Annotated in this window: 15 protein-coding genes; 10 read left to right on the top strand and 5 right to left on the bottom strand. The window is 71.3% G+C overall.

Annotated features, from left to right (window positions below; genetic code table 11):
* Nucleotides 1–337 precede the first annotated feature (337 nt).
* Complete coding sequence (locus tag ACFYY1_RS37885; RefSeq protein WP_388593917.1) at nucleotides 338–1366, bottom strand: GlxA family transcriptional regulator; 1029 nt, start codon at nucleotides 1364–1366, stop codon at nucleotides 338–340.
* A 213-nt stretch (nucleotides 1367–1579) separates the two neighbouring features.
* On the opposite strand from ACFYY1_RS37885, the gene ACFYY1_RS37880 reads away from it, so the two are divergent.
* Entirely contained in the window at nucleotides 1580–2170 is a 591-nt protein-coding gene (locus tag ACFYY1_RS37880; RefSeq protein ID WP_388593914.1) for a cysteine hydrolase family protein, read from the top strand.
* A 79-nt stretch (nucleotides 2171–2249) separates the two neighbouring features.
* A complete protein-coding gene (locus tag ACFYY1_RS37875) occupies nucleotides 2250–3236 on the top strand; it encodes a DUF3626 domain-containing protein (RefSeq protein ID WP_388593911.1) in 987 nt (328 codons plus the stop codon).
* Here ACFYY1_RS37875 and ACFYY1_RS37870 read toward each other — a convergent pair.
* Nucleotides 3121–4311 carry a serine/threonine-protein kinase gene (locus ACFYY1_RS37870; RefSeq protein WP_388593910.1) on the bottom strand — a complete coding sequence of 397 codons (1191 nt, stop codon included), beginning with the start codon at nucleotides 4309–4311 and terminating at the stop codon, nucleotides 3121–3123. The two genes, ACFYY1_RS37875 and ACFYY1_RS37870, sit on opposite strands and share 116 nt — an antisense overlap.
* Before the next feature lie 208 nt (nucleotides 4312–4519).
* On the opposite strand from ACFYY1_RS37870, the gene ACFYY1_RS37865 reads away from it, so the two are divergent.
* The gene (locus ACFYY1_RS37865) at nucleotides 4520–5749 is read left to right on the top strand and encodes a PQQ-binding-like beta-propeller repeat protein (RefSeq protein ID WP_388593907.1); all 1230 of its coding nucleotides are present in this window, start codon (nucleotides 4520–4522) and stop codon (nucleotides 5747–5749) included.
* A 22-nt stretch (nucleotides 5750–5771) separates the two neighbouring features.
* On the opposite strand, the gene ACFYY1_RS37860 is transcribed toward ACFYY1_RS37865, so the two are convergent.
* Entirely contained in the window at nucleotides 5772–6785 is a 1014-nt protein-coding gene (locus ACFYY1_RS37860) for a GNAT family N-acetyltransferase (RefSeq protein WP_388593904.1), read from the bottom strand.
* Nucleotides 6786–6837: 52 nt separating this feature from the next.
* On the opposite strand from ACFYY1_RS37860, the gene ACFYY1_RS37855 reads away from it, so the two are divergent.
* A complete protein-coding gene (locus tag ACFYY1_RS37855; protein WP_388593901.1) occupies nucleotides 6838–7446 on the top strand; it encodes a TetR/AcrR family transcriptional regulator in 609 nt (202 codons plus the stop codon).
* A gap of 33 nt (nucleotides 7447–7479) precedes the next feature.
* Here the strand turns inward: ACFYY1_RS37855 and ACFYY1_RS37850 are convergent, their stop codons facing one another.
* Entirely contained in the window at nucleotides 7480–8469 is a 990-nt protein-coding gene (locus ACFYY1_RS37850; protein WP_388593899.1) for a CorA family divalent cation transporter, read from the bottom strand.
* 284 nt (nucleotides 8470–8753) lie between these two features.
* On the opposite strand from ACFYY1_RS37850, the gene ACFYY1_RS37845 reads away from it, so the two are divergent.
* Nucleotides 8754–10175 (top strand): alpha/beta hydrolase family protein, encoded by a 1422-nt coding sequence (locus ACFYY1_RS37845; RefSeq protein ID WP_388593897.1) that lies wholly within the window; start codon nucleotides 8754–8756, stop codon nucleotides 10173–10175.
* A 52-nt stretch (nucleotides 10176–10227) separates the two neighbouring features.
* Here the strand turns inward: ACFYY1_RS37845 and ACFYY1_RS37840 are convergent, their stop codons facing one another.
* On the bottom strand, nucleotides 10228–10767 hold the full coding sequence (locus tag ACFYY1_RS37840; RefSeq protein WP_388593894.1) for a L,D-transpeptidase family protein: 540 nt from the start codon (nucleotides 10765–10767) through the stop codon (nucleotides 10228–10230).
* A 497-nt stretch (nucleotides 10768–11264) separates the two neighbouring features.
* Here ACFYY1_RS37840 and ACFYY1_RS37835 point away from each other — a divergent pair, with 497 nt between their 5' ends.
* The 5 genes from ACFYY1_RS37835 (at nucleotide 11265) to ACFYY1_RS37815 (ending at nucleotide 16172) form a co-directional block, all read left to right on the top strand.
* Nucleotides 11265–13415 (top strand): PQQ-binding-like beta-propeller repeat protein, encoded by a 2151-nt coding sequence (locus tag ACFYY1_RS37835; RefSeq protein ID WP_388593893.1) that lies wholly within the window; start codon nucleotides 11265–11267, stop codon nucleotides 13413–13415.
* Between the two features lie 39 nt (nucleotides 13416–13454).
* Nucleotides 13455–14204, top strand: a complete 750-nt coding sequence (locus tag ACFYY1_RS37830; protein WP_388593891.1) for a dienelactone hydrolase family protein — start codon at nucleotides 13455–13457, stop codon at nucleotides 14202–14204.
* Nucleotides 14205–14465: 261 nt separating this feature from the next.
* Nucleotides 14466–14876 (top strand): VOC family protein, encoded by a 411-nt coding sequence (locus tag ACFYY1_RS37825; RefSeq protein WP_388593889.1) that lies wholly within the window; start codon nucleotides 14466–14468, stop codon nucleotides 14874–14876.
* Nucleotides 14877–14955: 79 nt separating this feature from the next.
* Nucleotides 14956–15615 (top strand): glyoxalase, encoded by a 660-nt coding sequence (locus ACFYY1_RS37820; protein ID WP_388593886.1) that lies wholly within the window; start codon nucleotides 14956–14958, stop codon nucleotides 15613–15615.
* Between the two features lie 116 nt (nucleotides 15616–15731).
* A complete protein-coding gene (locus ACFYY1_RS37815; protein WP_388593884.1) occupies nucleotides 15732–16172 on the top strand; it encodes a hypothetical protein in 441 nt (146 codons plus the stop codon).
* Nucleotides 16173–16510 lie beyond the last annotated feature (338 nt).

Below are 16510 nucleotides of genomic sequence, written 5' to 3'. Positions count from 1 at the left end.
CACTTCCTTCGGGTCAGTGCGTCGGCCGCGCGCGAGAGGTGTCCGGTGAGGGTTTCCTGGCCGGGGGAGGGCACGTTCGTCGGCCCCGGTGGCCAGCCTTCACCAGGTAACCACAGCGCCTTCAGCCCGGCGGGCAGGGCAGGACCGGTGTTCTGCTCGGCCGCGGCCAGTTGCTCGGGGGTCGCGGGCGAGCGCAACGTCGCCCGCGACATAGGGGCGTGCGCCGTCAGCCGTGTCTCTGTTCGGCCCCACGCCGCCACAACGGCAGCGGCATCGTCCGGCTCGTCCCCGCTGTGCATCATGCGCGTCGACCTGTACGGGCTGTACGGGACGGCTCTCAACTCCTGCGTCGTCGGCCGCCCCGTGGTGACGGGCCGTCGGAGCCGGCCCGGAACCGGAGCCGGTACTCCGTCGGTGTGGTGTCCAGCGTCCGGCGGAACGCCCGGATGAGGGTGTCGGTCGTGCCGAACCCGCAGGCGGACGCGATGCGTTCGAGGGTGGCGTCGGTGGATTCGAGCTGGTTGCGCGCCCTTTCGACGCGGACCGACTCGACGTACGCACTGGGCGTCATGCCGAGCTCGGCCTTGAAGATCCGGGTGAGCTGCCGCTCGCCGACGTGGGCGTACGCGGCGAGGTCCGCGACGGTGAGCGGTGCGCCGATGTTGCCCATGATGTGGTGGCGGAGGTCCTCGATGCGGCGGGTCGTGGAGACGGGTTCGAGCGGAACGCTGAACTGGCTCTGGCCGCTCGGCCGCTTCAGATACATCACGAGTTGCCGGGCGACGCGCAGCGCGACGGTCTCGCCGAAGTCGTCGGCGACGAGGGCGAGCGACAGGTCGAGACAGGCGCTGATGCCCGCACCGGTCCACACGTCGCCTTCGCGGATGAAGATCGGGTCCGCGTCGACCTCGACCTCGGGGTGGTCGGAGGCGAGCTGCTGCGCGGTCGACCAGTGGGTGGTGGCGCGCTTGCCGTCGAGCAGTCCGGCGGCGGCGAGGATGTGCGCTCCGACGCAGACGGACGCGACCCTCCGTGTCCTGGTGGCGAGCGTCCTCACCCGGCCGACCACGGCGGGGTCGGTGAGGGCGTGCACCCGGCGCCGGCCGTCGACCTCGACCGACCCGGGCACCAGGAGGGTGTCGATGCTCCTCGTGGACACCTCGTGGAACGTGGCGTCGGGGAGGATGCGCACGCCGGCGGAGGTGGTGACGGGGTCCATGGTCTCGGCGGCGAGGACGACGGTGTAGCCCGCCTCGTCGTCCGTCTCGCGCCGCAGGAGGGCGAACACCTCCGGCGGGCCGGTGACGTCGAGCAGGTCGACACCTTCGAACAGGACGATGACGACGAGTCGTTCGACGGTGCTCATGAGGTCTCCGTGTTCCTCGGGGCCATGCGTCCGACGGGCTCGGCCCGGCCGGACGCCGGACGCGGCGATGTCGGTATCTGCATGTTAGATGGCATTGCCGACATGCTCGGGTCGGCCGTAGCGTTCTGGAGTCGGCTCACCGCGTCGGTGGGCGACAGAACCTGGCCCGATGCGCGGCACGCGATGCGGCACAAGACCCGAGGCGGTAATTCCATGGCTACGACGACTCTGCGCGAACTCAACGGCTTCGACGAGACGCCCGCGTCGCTCGCGGATTCGACCCTGATCCTGGTCGACTACCAGAACACCTACGTCGGTGGCGTGATGGAGCTGGAGGGCTGGCAGGCCGCGCTCGACTCGGCCGCCGAGCTGCTGGGCAGGGCCCGTGAGGCGGGCACGAAGGTCATCCACGTCATCAACGACGGCGGCGAGGGCACCCCGTACGACATCCGTGCGGAGATCGGCCGGATCCACCCGAGCGTGGCGCCCGTCGAGGGCGAGCCCGTCGTCGTGAAGAAGGCCCCGAACGCCTTTGTCGACACCGACCTCGCCGAGCACGTCGACGCCGCCGGCCACAAGGACGTCATCGTCGCGGGCTTCATGACGCACATGTGCGTGACGTTCACCACCGAGGGCGCGTTCCTGCGGGGAAACCGGCCCACGGTGGTCGCCGACGCCTGCGCGACGCGCCCGCTGCGTTCGGTGGGCACCGAGCTGACCGCCGACCAGATCCACCGCAGCGCGCTCGCCACGATCTCCGACCTCTACGGGGTCGTCGTCGAGACCGGGAAGTCCCTGACCTGAACCCTGTGCCGTCCGCGACGGACCGTGGCCGGCGAGAATCCGGATGTGACGGCCGGCCGGCCCGGTGGACACTGCACGGATGATCCCCGACGCGTCCCGGACACCACAGGCCACGGCCATCCGCCATGTCGCGGAACTCGCGTCGGGTCCTCCACTGGACCCGGCGCTGCGGGTGACCCTCAACTTCCACCCGGACCGCCTGCTGCACGGCAAGCCGATCCTCGAAGCCCTGGCCGAAGACGGTGTCTACCGCTCCCAGTTCGTCACCGGAACCAGCAACGGCGGACTGACCGCGCATCCCGGCGGGGACCGGTGGCGCTGGGAGAGCCGGATCTTCGGTGGGGCGTACGATGCGGCGTCCGCCCATGAGCGACCCGTCTACGGGGCGCTGAACTTCCGGCGCAAGCCGGTCGGAGGCGCACCGCGGTTCGGCTCCGCCCACTTCCGGCTGACCGCACGGACACTGGCACGCACCACGTTCTGCTACCCGGACAGCTTCCTCGAACCCTCGGACTTCGGTGTCGCGGCCCGCATGGGGCTCATGGCCCTCGCCCTGGCCGACAGCCGGGACGAGCTCGACGACTACGTCGAAGCCCAGGTGCACGGACCGGTCCTGCTGGACCGTCACGTGGAGGCGCTGGTTCTGGACCCGTGCTACCGGGACACGGCTGTCGAGGCCGGGGCAGGGCGGCTCGGCTGCCCCGTCGAGTGGCACCCGGGTTTCCGCCTCGGGGTCGAGACGCTTCGCCTGCACCCCGGCTACCGGGGTCAGGAGTACGTCGAACTGGGCACGCGGATCGCCGTCGGCGGCGTACTCGATCCCCGCATCGTCGGGGACGCGGCACGCGACGGCCGCCACGACCCCCAGGCGCTCAAGAAGGTGTGGCACTGCCTGGCGCGCTTCGGGGCGCCCGACACCGGGAGGCCGGCCGGCCGGGGCGGCGTGTGCGTCAGGCGAAGCACTCCAGGATCAGCGGCAGATCCGCCAGCCACTCCTGGAGGCGGGCCCGTCTGCGAGCGGCGAGCAGGACCTGGTGGATGGTGCCGTTGTGGAGGCGGACGGTGACCTTGAGGTGTTTGGGACCCTCGGCCGCGTACTCGACGGTGCTGATCTCCTCCCAGGTGAACGCCTGGTCCCCGGCCTTCGAGCCGAGCACGACACCCCCGGCGTCGACCAGGAGGGAACTCTCCTGGGCAAGCGCAACGAAGGTGATGTCGCTGTCGTCCGGCGCGTAGCCCACGGGGGCGGCCTCGGTGGGCGCCTGGTGCAGGGGGACGGCGTTGGACGGTGCGTAGGCGGGCGGCGCGGGAATCGCCACGGTGGGGGAGTGCGTCGTACCGTCCGGCACCAGCAGGTCCAACAGGCCTTCCGGCGTGGGCCGTTGGCCCGGTTCCTTGGCAAGGCACGCCGCCAGGACCGGCCGCAGGCCGTCCGGCACCGCGGCCAGGTCCGGTGCCTCGTGCACCGACCGGTACATCAGGCCCATCGGCGTACCCGCACCGAACGCGCTGCCGCCCGCTGCCGCGACGAGCACCGCCCCCAGCGCGAACACATCCGCGGCGCCGCCGACCTCCAGACCTTGCGCCTGCTCGGGCGCCAGGAACCCCGGCGTCCCGAACGCCACACCGGTGGCCGTCAGACGGGTCGACTCCAGTGCCCGCGCGATGCCGAAGTCCAGGACCCGCGGGCCGTCCGCGGCCATGATGATGTTGCCGGGTTTCAGATCACGGTGCACCAGGCCGCAGCCGTGGATCGCCACCAGCGCCTCGGCGAGCGCCGCGCCCAGCTGCCGCAGCCGCGCCTCGTCCATCGGCCCCTCGGCTTCGAGCAGCGCGGCGAGCGTGGGCCCGGGAACGTACGCCGTGGCCAGCCAGGGCGTCACCGCCGCCGGGTCCGCGTCCACCACCGGGGCGGTGTGGAAGCCGCCCACGCTGCGCGCGGCTGCGACCTCGGCCCGGAACCGCTCCCGGAAGTGCGGATCGGCCGCGAGCTCCGGGCGCGCCACCTTCACGGCCACCGCACGCCCGCCGCGCGAACGCGCCAGATACACGGTGCCCATCCCGCCGGCCCCCAGCTCCCGCTCCACGGCATACCCGCCGATACGATCCGGCAGGCCCGCACCGTCCACCCCGTGCCCCATGCGCTGTAAGCCCTCCCCTGTGCTCAGCGCATCAGTATGACTCAGCACCCGGGGCGCCCGGTGCGTCGGTTGCCCTGTGACGAGACCTTCACGGCTGTGTCCCGGCTGTGTGCCATCCGTCGGTCGGCCGAAAATCGATGGCTAGCCTGGCGGCGCTCAAGGGGTCCCTGGGGGACGCCGGAACAGCCGGACGGAAGTGGGAAAAGACATGGGCGGTCGTGACGGGCACGTGGTGTCACGCAGGCGGATACTCAGGCTGGCCGGGACCGGGCTGGGGCTGGCCGTGTTCGGGGCCGGTGTCGTGGGGTGCGGTCCCGAGGAGGAAGCGGATGTCTCGGGCGGGGGCTCGAAGCCGGGCGGGGGCAGGAGCGGTGACACCTTCACCACCCCGCCGCCGGGAACCGCGCCCGAGCCGCTGTGGCGGGCGGCTGCCGCGAACACCAGCCTGTCCGGCGACGAGGCGCTCGCGGTGATCGGGGACGTGGCCCTGGTGGCGGGCGACCCGCTGGTGGGACGGGACATGGCCACCGGCAAGGAGAAGTGGTCGCGCCGCGGCGTCACCACCCCCGGTGCCAAGCTCATCCTCGGCGGCGGCACGCTCTACCTCGCCAGCGCCGAGTACGACGGCGACGTGGTGGGACTGGATCCGGCGACCGGCAAGGAGACCTGGCGCAGCCGCCTGGGCAAGCAGTACGAGCAGCCGCGCCCGATCGCGGCCGACGACCGCCATGTGTACGTGATCGCCGGCATCCTGGAGAAGGACTTCACGACGCCGAACAACGTGATCGCCGCGATCGACACCACGTCCGGCAAGATCGCCTGGCGCGAGCAGCGCGACGCGGGGACCGAGGAGTTCGGCATCACCGCAGCCGCCGTCGACGGGCGCCTGGTCTACACGGACTACCGGGAGAACGTCACCGTCCGCGACACGGCGACCGGCCGGCAGGTGTGGACGAAGAAGATCAGCCGGTCCAACAACCGCCGCTTCGCCATGCACAAGGAGCTGGTGATCGTGGCGGACGGCCGGCGGCTGCGGGCCTTCGAGCTGGCCGGGGGGAAGGAACGCTGGTCGCTGCGGACGGAGGAGTTCAGCTCGTTCAACGACCCGCACGTCCTGGAAGGGGTGCTCTACGCGGCCGACAGCGCGCGCGGCCTGTGGGCGGTGGACCCCGGTACGGGCAGGAAGATCTGGCACAACGAGGACCTGCGGGAGTCGGCGACGCAGGCATGGCAGTTCGCCAAGGTGAAAGGCACCCTGTACGGCGCGACCGAGTTCGACAAGGACGGCGGCGTGCACGCCTTCGACGTGGCGACCGGGAAGCTGCGCTGGACCTACAACGACAGGACCGGCGACATCCAGCAGTGGTACGTGGTGGCGGGAGGCAAGCGGCTGGCCGTGATGCACGGGAAGCGGATCTACGCGCTCCCCGCCGTGTGATCTGATCCGGACAGTCGAGCGCCTACACGTCTTCCCAGGCCATCGAGCTCATCCGCCAGCCGGCAGGCGTCCGTACGAACTGGACCGTCTTGCGGCCGGCCCCCTCGAACCGCTCGCCGTCGCGGATTCCGGACTTCCGGTATTCGCTGAACCGGTGCGCGATGGACCCGAAGACCTCGGTCCGCTCGGCGACCTCCCATTCGGAGAACTCGGTCAGCGTCCCGTCGGTGAGCATTTTCTCCCGGGGGGCGATGAAGGAGTCGAGGTCGTGGACCACCGGCTCGGCCCCGCCGTCCGCGGTGCCACCGGTGTTCGCGATGATCGTCGCCTGCGGGATGAACACCTCACGGACGGCGTCGAGGTTCGGCCGGCTGCCGCCGGTGTTGGTGAACGCGCCGAGCAAGGCGTGCATCAGCCGGTCGAGTTCGGCCTTGACGCCGGACGCGGCGTCGACGCAGGGTTCGGCCGTGGCGGTGGGTTCGGCCTCGGCCTCCCCCGAGGGCCACTCCTCGCAGAGGACCGACCAGACCTCGATGTCGTGCCGCTCGCCCCGGTACTCGGTGTGCTTGCGCAGCACCCCGTCACGGGTCATCCCGAGGCGGCGCGCGACCTCGACGCTCCGGGTGTTGCCCGACCGGACCCACCATTCGACCCGGCTCATCCCGCGCTCCGCGAAAGCCCAGTCGATCAACACCTTGCACGCCCGGGTCACCAGCCCCCGGCCCTCCCCGGCGGCCTCCAGCCAGCAGCCGACCTCGCACACCCCGGAGGCACTGTCGAAGCGCGTGAACATGACGCCGCCGACCAGCGTGCCGTCCAGCCAGATCCCGTAGATCCGGGCGGCGTCCTGGGCCTGCTTGTCGGCGTAACGCTGGAGGACGGCGGTGGCGGAGGCGAGGTCCGTGCTGAAGGTCGCCCAGGGTATCCAGGGGTCCACATGGGGGCGTGCGCGGTCGATATGGGCGAGGAACTCCGGCGCGTGCCAGGGCTCCAGAGGGCGGAGTCGAGCGGTGTCGCCGAGCGGCAGAGTGAGCACGGATACCTCGTCCCTGGGTACGTAACAAGCGTTCGGTACGTAAGGTAGCAGCATGCCGCCCGCACCCGGAGACCGTGAAGCCCGCCGCGACGACGTGTCCCGGGCGGTGTGGGACGTACTCGCCGACAAGGGGTTCGGCGGGCTGACGCTGCGTGCCGTCGCAGCCGCGATGGGCGTCTCGACCGGGATGCTCATGCACTACTTCCCGACCAAGCGGGCCCTGATCGCGCATGCCCTGGACCTGCTGGAGAAGCGCACCGCGGAACGACCGCGCCGCGAGCGTCCGGCCGAGGGCCTGGCCACCGTCCGGGCCATGCTGCTGGACATCCTGCCGCTGACCGCGGACGACACCGCCCGCAACCGCATCTGGGTCAGCTCCTGGGACCTGGCCCTCGCCGACGACGGGCTGGCCACGGACCAGGCCGGCCGCTACACCCGGCTGCGCTCGACGCTCCGCCCGCACTTCGAGGCCGCGCGGGGCCTGGGCGAGGTCCCCGCAGCCGCCGACCCGGAGCAACTCGCCGCCACGGCGGTCGCGTTCACCCACGGGCTCGTCGTCCAGGCCCTCTTCGACCCCGGCCGCTTCCCCGAGGACGTACAGATCGCCATGCTCGACGGCTTCCTCGCCTCGGTCGCACCGCCCCGGCCCGCACGGCGATGAGCCCCTGCCCGGTGGCTGCGGGCGCGCATCGCGCTATCGGCCGTCGACGCCCTCGTCGTCGCGCAGCTTCCGCCAGATGCGGGTGCGGTGCAGCGCGTAGAGGGCGATGAGCAGGAACACCGCCTGCAGCCCCACGGCGAGCAGCCAGAAGACGTCCCTGCTCTCCAGCTCATTGGTCAAGTAGCTGAAGTTCATGCCGAAGAACCCGGTCAGGAAGGTCAGCGGCAGAAAGATCGTCGACACGATCGCCAGCCGGTTGATCACGCTGTTCTGTTCGCCCGACACCAGCGAGGAGTAACTGGCGAAGGCGCGGCGGGCGGAGTTCTGCAGCGACTCGATGTCCGTGAGTACCAGCCTCGCCGTGTGCTGGTAGTCGCGCGCGAGCTTCTGGCGTTGCTCGGGGAACCCCGGGTTCATCATCCGGCGTGTGAAGATCTCGTCCGTCACCTGGAGGTAGGGCAGCAGCGCGTGGTGCAGGAGCGCCCCGCGCCGGCGCAGCCGTGCCAGCCGGTAGACGTGCTGGGGGACCCGGCGCTGGAACATCTCGTCCTCCAGGTCCTCCACCTCCAGCAGGGCCCGCACGGCGGACCTGCGGAAGGTGTCCAGGGCCTCTTCCAGCAGCAGGAACAGCACGGCCACGCTGTCGGGCGGCCTTTCGTGCGGCAGCCTGGCGGTGAGGCTCCTGATCGGTTCGGCCGGACCTCGGTGCACCGTGATCAGGTACCGCTCGGTCACGAAGGCGTGGACATGCGTGATCCGGTCCGCCTGGACCATGGGCACGACGAACGCGGCGCTGTCCCCGAGGAACTCGACCCGCGCGGATTCGCCCGCCCTGCCGAGCCACGCCACGTCCTCGGTCTCCAGCCCGAGCAGTTGGGCGACCGGCTGTTCATCGGGCGGTTCCTCCTCGGGCAGTTCGATGTCCACGAGCACGAAGCGGGATGTCGCCAGTCGCTCACGTGCCTGGGACACATGGGTGTGGGAGACGGTGCCGTCCGGCATCGACACCATCGATACGATCATCGTCCCTCGCCGAATCCGTCTTCCGACCCGCCTTCGCATCCATCCGCGGATACACCTGCGGATCCATCTTCGGGGCGGGAAGCGTGCCGGGCCGGACGTACGCGCCGACCACGTGGATGACGCGGACCACGTGGATGACGCGGACCACGAGGATGACGCGGACCACGAGGATGACGCGGACCACGGACCGACTCCCGCCCGGCGGACGGGTGTCCGGGCTGTTCGGGGGAACGGCCTGTGTCGTGCGGGGCGGCGCGGGCGTCCCGGCTCCTACGGTCGCCGGTATGACGTACGTATCGCAGGAGGCGTCCCGGCCGAGCCGGCGCACCGCGCTCACCGGACTCACCGGGCTCGTCGGTTGGGGCGGGGCCGCGCTGGCCGCCGGCTGCACTCCCGCGAACAGAGCCCCCTCCGCGCAAGGGCCCTCGCCCGCGCCCACGGCGTCGGCCACCCGTTCACCGGCCGGCACCACGCCCGGGGCGATGACGCTCTTCCAGGACCCGGCGTTCAACTTCAGCGCCCTGTGGGCCCTCGGCGGGGCGGGGTTCGGCGGCAGCGAGGTGGGCGAGGTGCTCACCGCCGTGAACACGATCAACAAGGCCGGCCTCTCCGCGCAGACGTACGTCGAGACTTTCAAGAAGCTCGGCGACCGGCTGATGGGGGCGCCCCGGGGCAGCCGGCCCGACCGGCAGACCAGGCGCTTTCGCGCACTGCGCGCCGCGCAGTACTACGCCCAGGCGCTGTTCTTCGTACTAGGCTCCGACACCCCCGCCACCGAGGAGCAGCTGTACAAGTCGGGGCGCGGCGCCTGGGACACGTTCTGCGAGCTGTCCGACCCGGCGCCGGTGACGTCGAGCGTTCCGTACGGGCAGACCCCGCTGCCGGTGTGGCTCTTCCGCCCCGACGACTCCGGCGAGCAGCGCCCCACCGTGATCCTCACCAACGGCAGCGACGGGCAGAACGTCGACATGTGGGCCTACGGTGTCTCGGCCGCGCTGGAGCGCGACTGGAACGCCCTCGTGTACGACGGTCCGGGTCAGGGGCAGTTGCTCTTCGTGAACCGCGTGGTCTTCACGCCGCGCTGGGAGACGGTGGTCACCCCGCTCGTCGACTGGCTGGTCGCGCGTTCCGACGTGGACGCCGACCGGATCGCCCTGACCGGGCTGAGCATGGCGGGCAACCTGGCTCCCCGGGCCGCGGCCTTCGAGAAGCGGATCGCCGCCCTGGTGGCGATGCCCGGCTGCCTGGAACCCTGGCTGGGCTTCCCGCCCGAGATCCGGAAGATCCTCGCCCCGGGCAAGGCGGAGACCAACGACATCTGGAACAAGGAGGTCGTCCCCGAGCTGTCCGCGGCCGATGCGGCGACGATGAAGAAACGCTTCGAACCCTTCTCCGTACCGGCGATGCTCGCCGCCCGCGAGGGCAAGGTCTTCACCGACTTCTACACCCCGGCCAAACGCATCGAGTCACTGACGCTCACGAGCGTCGTGGACCGCATCACGATGCCGACCCTGGTCCTCGACTACGAGTACGAGCAGTTCTATCCCGGACAGCCGCGCCGGATGTTCGAACGGCTGACGTCCCCCAAGGACTACGTGAGATTCACCGCGGCCACCGGAGCGCAGCTGCACTGCTCCCCGATGGCCCCGCAGCAGCACTGCGATGTCGTCTTCGACTGGTTGCAGGAGAAGTTGCCGGGGCGCTGACAGCGGTGGGCGCGCCCGGGGCCGCAGCCCGGAGCGCGCCCGCTCCCCGGTGTCAGACGACGACGAGATGCCTGGGTGCCGCGCCCCGGTCGAGGTTGCGGAACAGCTTCTTGATGTCCTCCGGGGCGAGCTTGATGCAGCCCGCGGACTTGTAGTCGCCCACGCCGTCCCAGCGCCGGCTCTCGGTGCTGCCCTGCCCTCCGGTACGGGTCATCTCGCTGTGGATGAAGAGTTCCGTGCGCGTGGTCCGGCCGTTCTTGCACGTCTTGTTGCTCAGGGGGATGGCATAGCCCTTGATGAGGTTGCCGTTGTAGCGGGTCTGACGGGCGCCGACGGTGTAGGTGCCCGCGGGCAGCCATCCCTTGGCCGAGGCACACTCGTCGCGCCCCTTGGCGTGGTTGCGGCCGAGTCCGGAGCCGGCGCGGAAGACGGCCTGCGTCTTGTTGTTGCGTACCACCAGGAGCTGGGAGTTCTGCGGGTCGGCGGAGTTCCGTACGAACTTCAGGGTGGTGACGGCGGCGGCAGCGGCCGGCCGGCCGACGGCCGCGGGGGCGGCCTGACCGCTCGGGGCGGTGACGGCGGCAAGGGTCATCAGAGCCATGGCACTCAGACCGATGGCGGTGGCACGGACACGCAGGGGAGAGGCGGAGGTAGAGGTAGAGGTAGAGGTAGAGGTTGCGGACATGGGTGACTGCTCCTTCGACGGGTGGTGTGGAGCGGCAGGCCCCGGGAGCCCGGGGCGCCGTGGACCAACCATGGGCCCTCGGGGAGACGGCACGGAACGCCCGGCGACGATGCGCCGATGGGCGGTCATGCATGCCCTCATGCGCACCCCATGCACTGCTCCGGCCTGCGCTTATGCACGCCGGATGAATATCGGACGCGGTGTGGCCGAGCCGTGGGCGCGCGGGGGACCCGGAAGGGGGAACAGGCCCGCGCACCCGGTGCCGGGCATCTCGGGTTCGAGCCGATTCCGCTCAGCGGCCGGTGGGCCCGGGGCAGGCGTGGGATCTTCGATACGGTCCCGCGAAGGCGGGTCCGGCCCGACCGCGGGTGGCGTGGTGGGTGTCCGAGCGGGGTGGGGTGTCTGTGAGGGTTCTGGGTGGCCGCTACGAGTTGGTCGCGTTCATCGGCCGGGGCGGAATGGGGGAGGTCTGGGAGGGGCACGACCGTGTGATCGCGCGCCGTGTCGCGGTCAAGCTGCTGCCGCACGACCGGCGGGACACCTCCGGTGCCGAGCTGTTCTTCCGCGAGGCCCGGACCGCGGGCGGTCTGAGCCACGCGGGAGTGGTGACGATCTTCGACCTGGGGCAGGACGACGACGGCACCCTCTATCTGGTGATGGAGTTCCTCGCCGGGCGGGACCTGGACACGGTGCTCCGCGAGGACGGTGTGCCCGAGGTGGCCACCGCCGTGGACTGGGTGGCCCAGACCGCCGAGGCGTTGCAGGCCGCGCATACCGCCGGGGTGGTGCACCGGGACCTGAAACCGGCGAACCTCATGCTCACCCGGGACGGCCGGGTCAAGGTCCTCGACTTCGGGATCGCCCGGTACATAGCCTCCACGCACAAGTCGAGCAAGGTCATCGGCACGCTGGCCTACATGCCCCCCGAGCGTTTCGGGGACTTCCCCGCGGACGCCCGCTCGGACCTGTACTCGCTGGGCTGCGTGCTCCACGAGCTGCTCACCGGAAAGGCTCCTTTCCAGGCCACCGACCCGGTCGCGCTGATGGCCGCTCACCTCAACAGCGTCCCCGAGCCGCCCGGCCGGAAGCGGCCCGGTGTTCCCGCCGCACTCGACGACCTCGTCATGGCCCTGCTGGCCAAGAACCCCGACGACCGCCCCGCGGCAGCGGCCGAGGTCCACGAACGCCTCCGCGAACGCCCCGCCGAGACCTCGGCCCCGCCTCCCGACCCGGCGCCCGCCCCGAACCCGCCGCCCCCGGTCCCCGTGGCCGCGCCCCGTCCGCCCGACACGGACACGAACTCCGGCACCACGGCCTTGGCCACGGTCACCGCCACAGCACCCGGTGCCGTCCCACCCCCCGAGCCCGGTACGGGCCCGTCCACCGGCACACCGGCGCCGACGAGGGCCCTCAGCCGCCGCACGGCACTGCGGCTCGGTCTCGGCGCCGCCGCCGGTGCCGGAATCACCGCCGCCCTCTCCCTGTTCGACCAGAACGCCTCCGACCACGAAACCCCCGGCGCCGGCTCGGGCAACGCCGCCTCGCTCCGGTGGCGGTACACCACCGGGGACGCGGTCACGTCGTCCCCGACGGTGGCCGGCGGGGTCGTGTACGTGGGCAGCGACGACAGGAGCGTGTACGCCCTGGACGCCGCCACCGGGAAGAAGAAGTGGGCCTTCGCCACCGGCCGCAAGGTCGAGGCAGCGCCGACGGTGGCCGGCGGAGTCGTCTACGCGGGCAGCCTCGACAACACCGTGTACGCGCTGGACGCGGCCACCGGCACGAAGAAGTGGGCCTATGCCGCCGGTCACGCGGTCCGCTCGGCGCCGGCGGTGGCAGGCCGGGTCGTGTACGTCGGCAGCGACAGCGGCGTCCTCGCCCTGGACACGGCGACCGGGGACCAGAAGTGGCGCTTCGACACCCTCGGCGGCAGTCTCTTCTCGTCCCCGGCGGTGGCAGGCGGGGACGTGTACGTCGGCAACATCCACTCCGTGTACGCCCTGGACGCGGCCACCGGGGCCAAGAAATGGATCTTCGGCACCGGATCCGAGGGCACCTATTCGGCGCCGATGGTGGTGGACGGAGTCGTGTACGTCAGCAGCGTCCACTCCGTGTACGCCCTGGACGCCGCCACCGGCCGGCAGAAATGGGTCCACGGCATCGAGTCCAGTCAGTTCAGCGGCTGCTCGGCACCGGCGGTCATCGATGGAGCCGTGTACGTCGGCAACCACGACAGCGCGGGCGACAGCTGGCAGGGCAGGGTATTCGCCCTGGACGCGGCCACCGGCAGAAGGAAATGGGAGTTCGACGCAGGTGACTCGGTCAACTCGGTGCCGGCGGTGGCCGGCGGGGTCGTGTACGTGGGCAGCGACGACAGGAACGTGTACGCCCTGGACGCGGCCACCGGGAAGAAGAAATGGGCGTACGCGACCGGTGACATGGTCAAGTCGTCCCCGAGGGTGGCCGGCGGGGTCGTGTACGTGGGCAGCGACGACAAGAACGTGTACGCCCTGAGCGCCACCGCCACCGCCACTGTCAAAGACGGCCGGGCGTAGGCGCATTCGGACCGATCACCGCTGCTACGGTTCGTTCCCATGCCCACCATGACACTGCGGATTCCCACCGAAGACGGCCAGGCCGACGCGTTCGCCGCCTACCCCGATGGCGGCGGGCAGCACCCGGGAGTGCTGCTGTACATGGACATCTTCGGAGTGCGTCCGGTACTGGAGGAGCTGGCCCGCGAACTGGCCGGCCACGGTTACTACGTGCTCGTCCCCAACGTCTTCTACCGGAACGGCCCGGCACCGTTGGTCGAACTTCCCGAGCACATCGGAGCGGAGGCCCGGCCCGCGCTGTTCGGCCGGCTGGTGCCCCTGCTGGAGGAGCACACCGCCGAACGGGCCCTGCGCGACGCCGACGCCTACCTCGGGTTCCTCGCCGACCGGCCCGAGGTCGCCGCCGGACCGGTCGCCGCGATCGGTTACTGCATGGGCGCCGCCCTGGCGATGCGCACCGCGGTGGCCCATCCCGACCGGGTGGCCGCCGTCGCCGGATTCCACCCCGGCGGCCTGGTCACCGACGCGCCGGACAGCCCGCATCGCCTCGTCCCCGGAATCAGGGCCGAGGTGCATCTCGGCCTCGCCGAGGGCGACCTGTCGCCCGAGGCCATCAGCGGGTTCGAGCAGGCTCTGGACGCCGCAGGCGTCGGCCACACCTGCGAGGTCTACCCCGGCGCCCTCCACGGCTTCACCATGGCCGACACCGCGGCCTTCGACCCCGCCGCCCTGCAACGCCACTGGGACCGCCTGCTCCCCCTCCTCGACCGCACCCTGACCAAGAGCTGAGGATCCGGCGAGGAGCGAGGAGCGAGGAGCGAGGGGCGCGGCCGCCGGGCGGGAATCGCGAGGTGCGGTTCACGGAGCCGCGCCCAGGGACTTTCCCGTGATCCCTGGCGGGCGTGCGACGACAGTCACGGCACCTCGCCGCGTTGTCGGAACGCCCGGATACATCCAGTATTCGGGCGTCCCTCCGCCTTGCGATGCACCGCGTCCGACGCCGCACGCTGATCCACCAGGGATCACGGGACAGCCCCTAGCATGATCGTTATGGACATCTCCATTCACACGAGCTTCCTTCCGCACGACGACCCGGAAGAGTCCCTGGTCTTCTACCGCGACGCCCTCGGCTTCGAGGTACGCGCCGATGTCGGGCAGGGCAAGATGCGCTGGATCACGGTCGGTCCCGTCGACCAGCCCAGCACGTCCATCCTGCTGGCACCGCCCGCCGCCGACCCCGGGGTCACCGAGGACGAGCGCCGCACCATCGCCGAGATGATGGCCAAGGGCACGTACGGCTGGATCCTGCTGGCCACCCGCGACCTCGACGGCACCTTCGAGCAGCTGCGGGCCGCCGACGCCGAGGTCGTCCAGGAACCGACCGAGCAGCCGTACGGCATCCGGGACTGCGCCTTCCGCGACCCCGCGGGCAACCTGGTGCGCATCCAGGAAGTGCGCTGAGCCGTCCGGCGGCGGCCCGGCCCGAACCGATCAGGAATCGAGAAGCACCGGTCACCGGGCCGTAACTAGCGTGAGGGACATGGCAACCATCGAAACCGTGACCCTTGAGGTGGCCGACCCCGAGGCCGCCGACCGCTTCCACGCCACCGCCTTCGGCCTGGACACCCGGATCCGCCTGCGTGCCTCGGAAGCCCCCACCACCGGCTTCCGAGGATTCACGCTCGCCCTCACGGTGTCCCAGCCGGCCGACGTGAACGGCTTCATCGACTCCGCGCTCGACGCGGGCGCCACGTCGCTGAAGCCTGCCGCGAAGTCCCTCTGGGGCTACGGCGGCGTCGTACAGGCTCCGGACGGGACGATCTGGAAGATCGCGACCTCGGCGAAGAAGGACACCGGCCCCGCCACCCGGAAGATCGACGAGATCGTGCTCCTGCTGGGAGTCGCGGACGTGATCGCGAGCAAGCGGTTCTACGTCGGCCGGGGCCTCGCCGTGGCGAAGAGCTTCAGCCGTGTGTACGTCGAGTTCGCGGCCGGGGAGAACCCTGTCACCGGGGAGAGCCCCGTGAAGCTGGCGCTGTACCGGCGCCGCGCCCTGGCCAAGGACCTCGGCGTCTCCCCCGAGGGCACCGGAACGCACGGGCTCCTGATCGGCGGCGACGCCGGCCCCGTCACCGACCCGGACGGGTTCGCGTGGGAGGCCGCCTCGCTGGCCGGTTCGGCCGATCACCACCGGGCGTGACTTCGCGTGCCGGGGCCTGCCCGCCGCGCCTGCCCGCGGCGCTGCGGGCTCGCCCGCGAGGGAGAGCAACAGGGCGCCGTCGGTGACGGCGAGACCGGCCAGTTGGCTGCCGGCTGGTGACGACCACGGCGCAGCCGGAGCTGCCCGGAAGCAGCGGGCGGACCTGGGCGGCGTCGGCAGCGTTGTCGAGTACGAACAGCAGGCGGCGACCGGCGGTCTCGGTGCGCAGCAGCGCCGCCCGCGCTTCCAGCGCGTCCGGGATCCGCTCCGGCGCCACCGACAGTGCCTCCAGGAAGCCGCGGATCGCCTCGCCGGGCGGCATCGGCTCGGTGACGGGGGCGAAACCGTGCAGGTTCACGTACAGCTGGCCGTCCGGGAAGTGCGGCGCCGCGCGGTGCGCCCAGTGCAGTGCCAGGGTGGTCTTCCCCGCGCCCGCGGTGCCGGCGATCACGCAGACGGCCGGGCCCGGCCCGGCGGACGCGTCACCGGGCAGCCCGTCCAGCAGCCGCAGCTCGGCCCAGCGCCCGGCGAACCCGGCGACAGCGGCGGGCAGTTGACGCGGTGCGGTCGGCGGCTGCCCGTCCTGGGCGGCTCCCGCGGACGGTCGCGCATCGCGCCGGGGGCGGCGCCGGGCCCCGCGCCCGGGTCGGTTCCCGGCCCTGGTTCCAGCCCCGGCCCCGGTTCCAGCCCTGGCCTCAACCTCGACCTCGACCTCGACCTCAGGTTCAGATTCAGGTTCAGCCTCGTCCTCGTCCTCAGATTCACCCTCGGGTTCGGTCTCGGGTTCGGGAAGGTCGAGCCGGGGGGGGTGCCCCTATGTCTTTGGTCAAGCTGGTCGGGTGTGAGTTCGGGGCGTCTGGAACGATGTGTCCGTGCATGCTGATGATCAGGTTGG

Source organism: Streptomyces sp. NPDC001890, from assembly GCF_042891445.1.
GTDB lineage: Bacteria > Actinomycetota > Actinomycetes > Streptomycetales > Streptomycetaceae > Streptomyces.
This window is presented reverse-complemented; position numbering and strand designations above follow the sequence as displayed.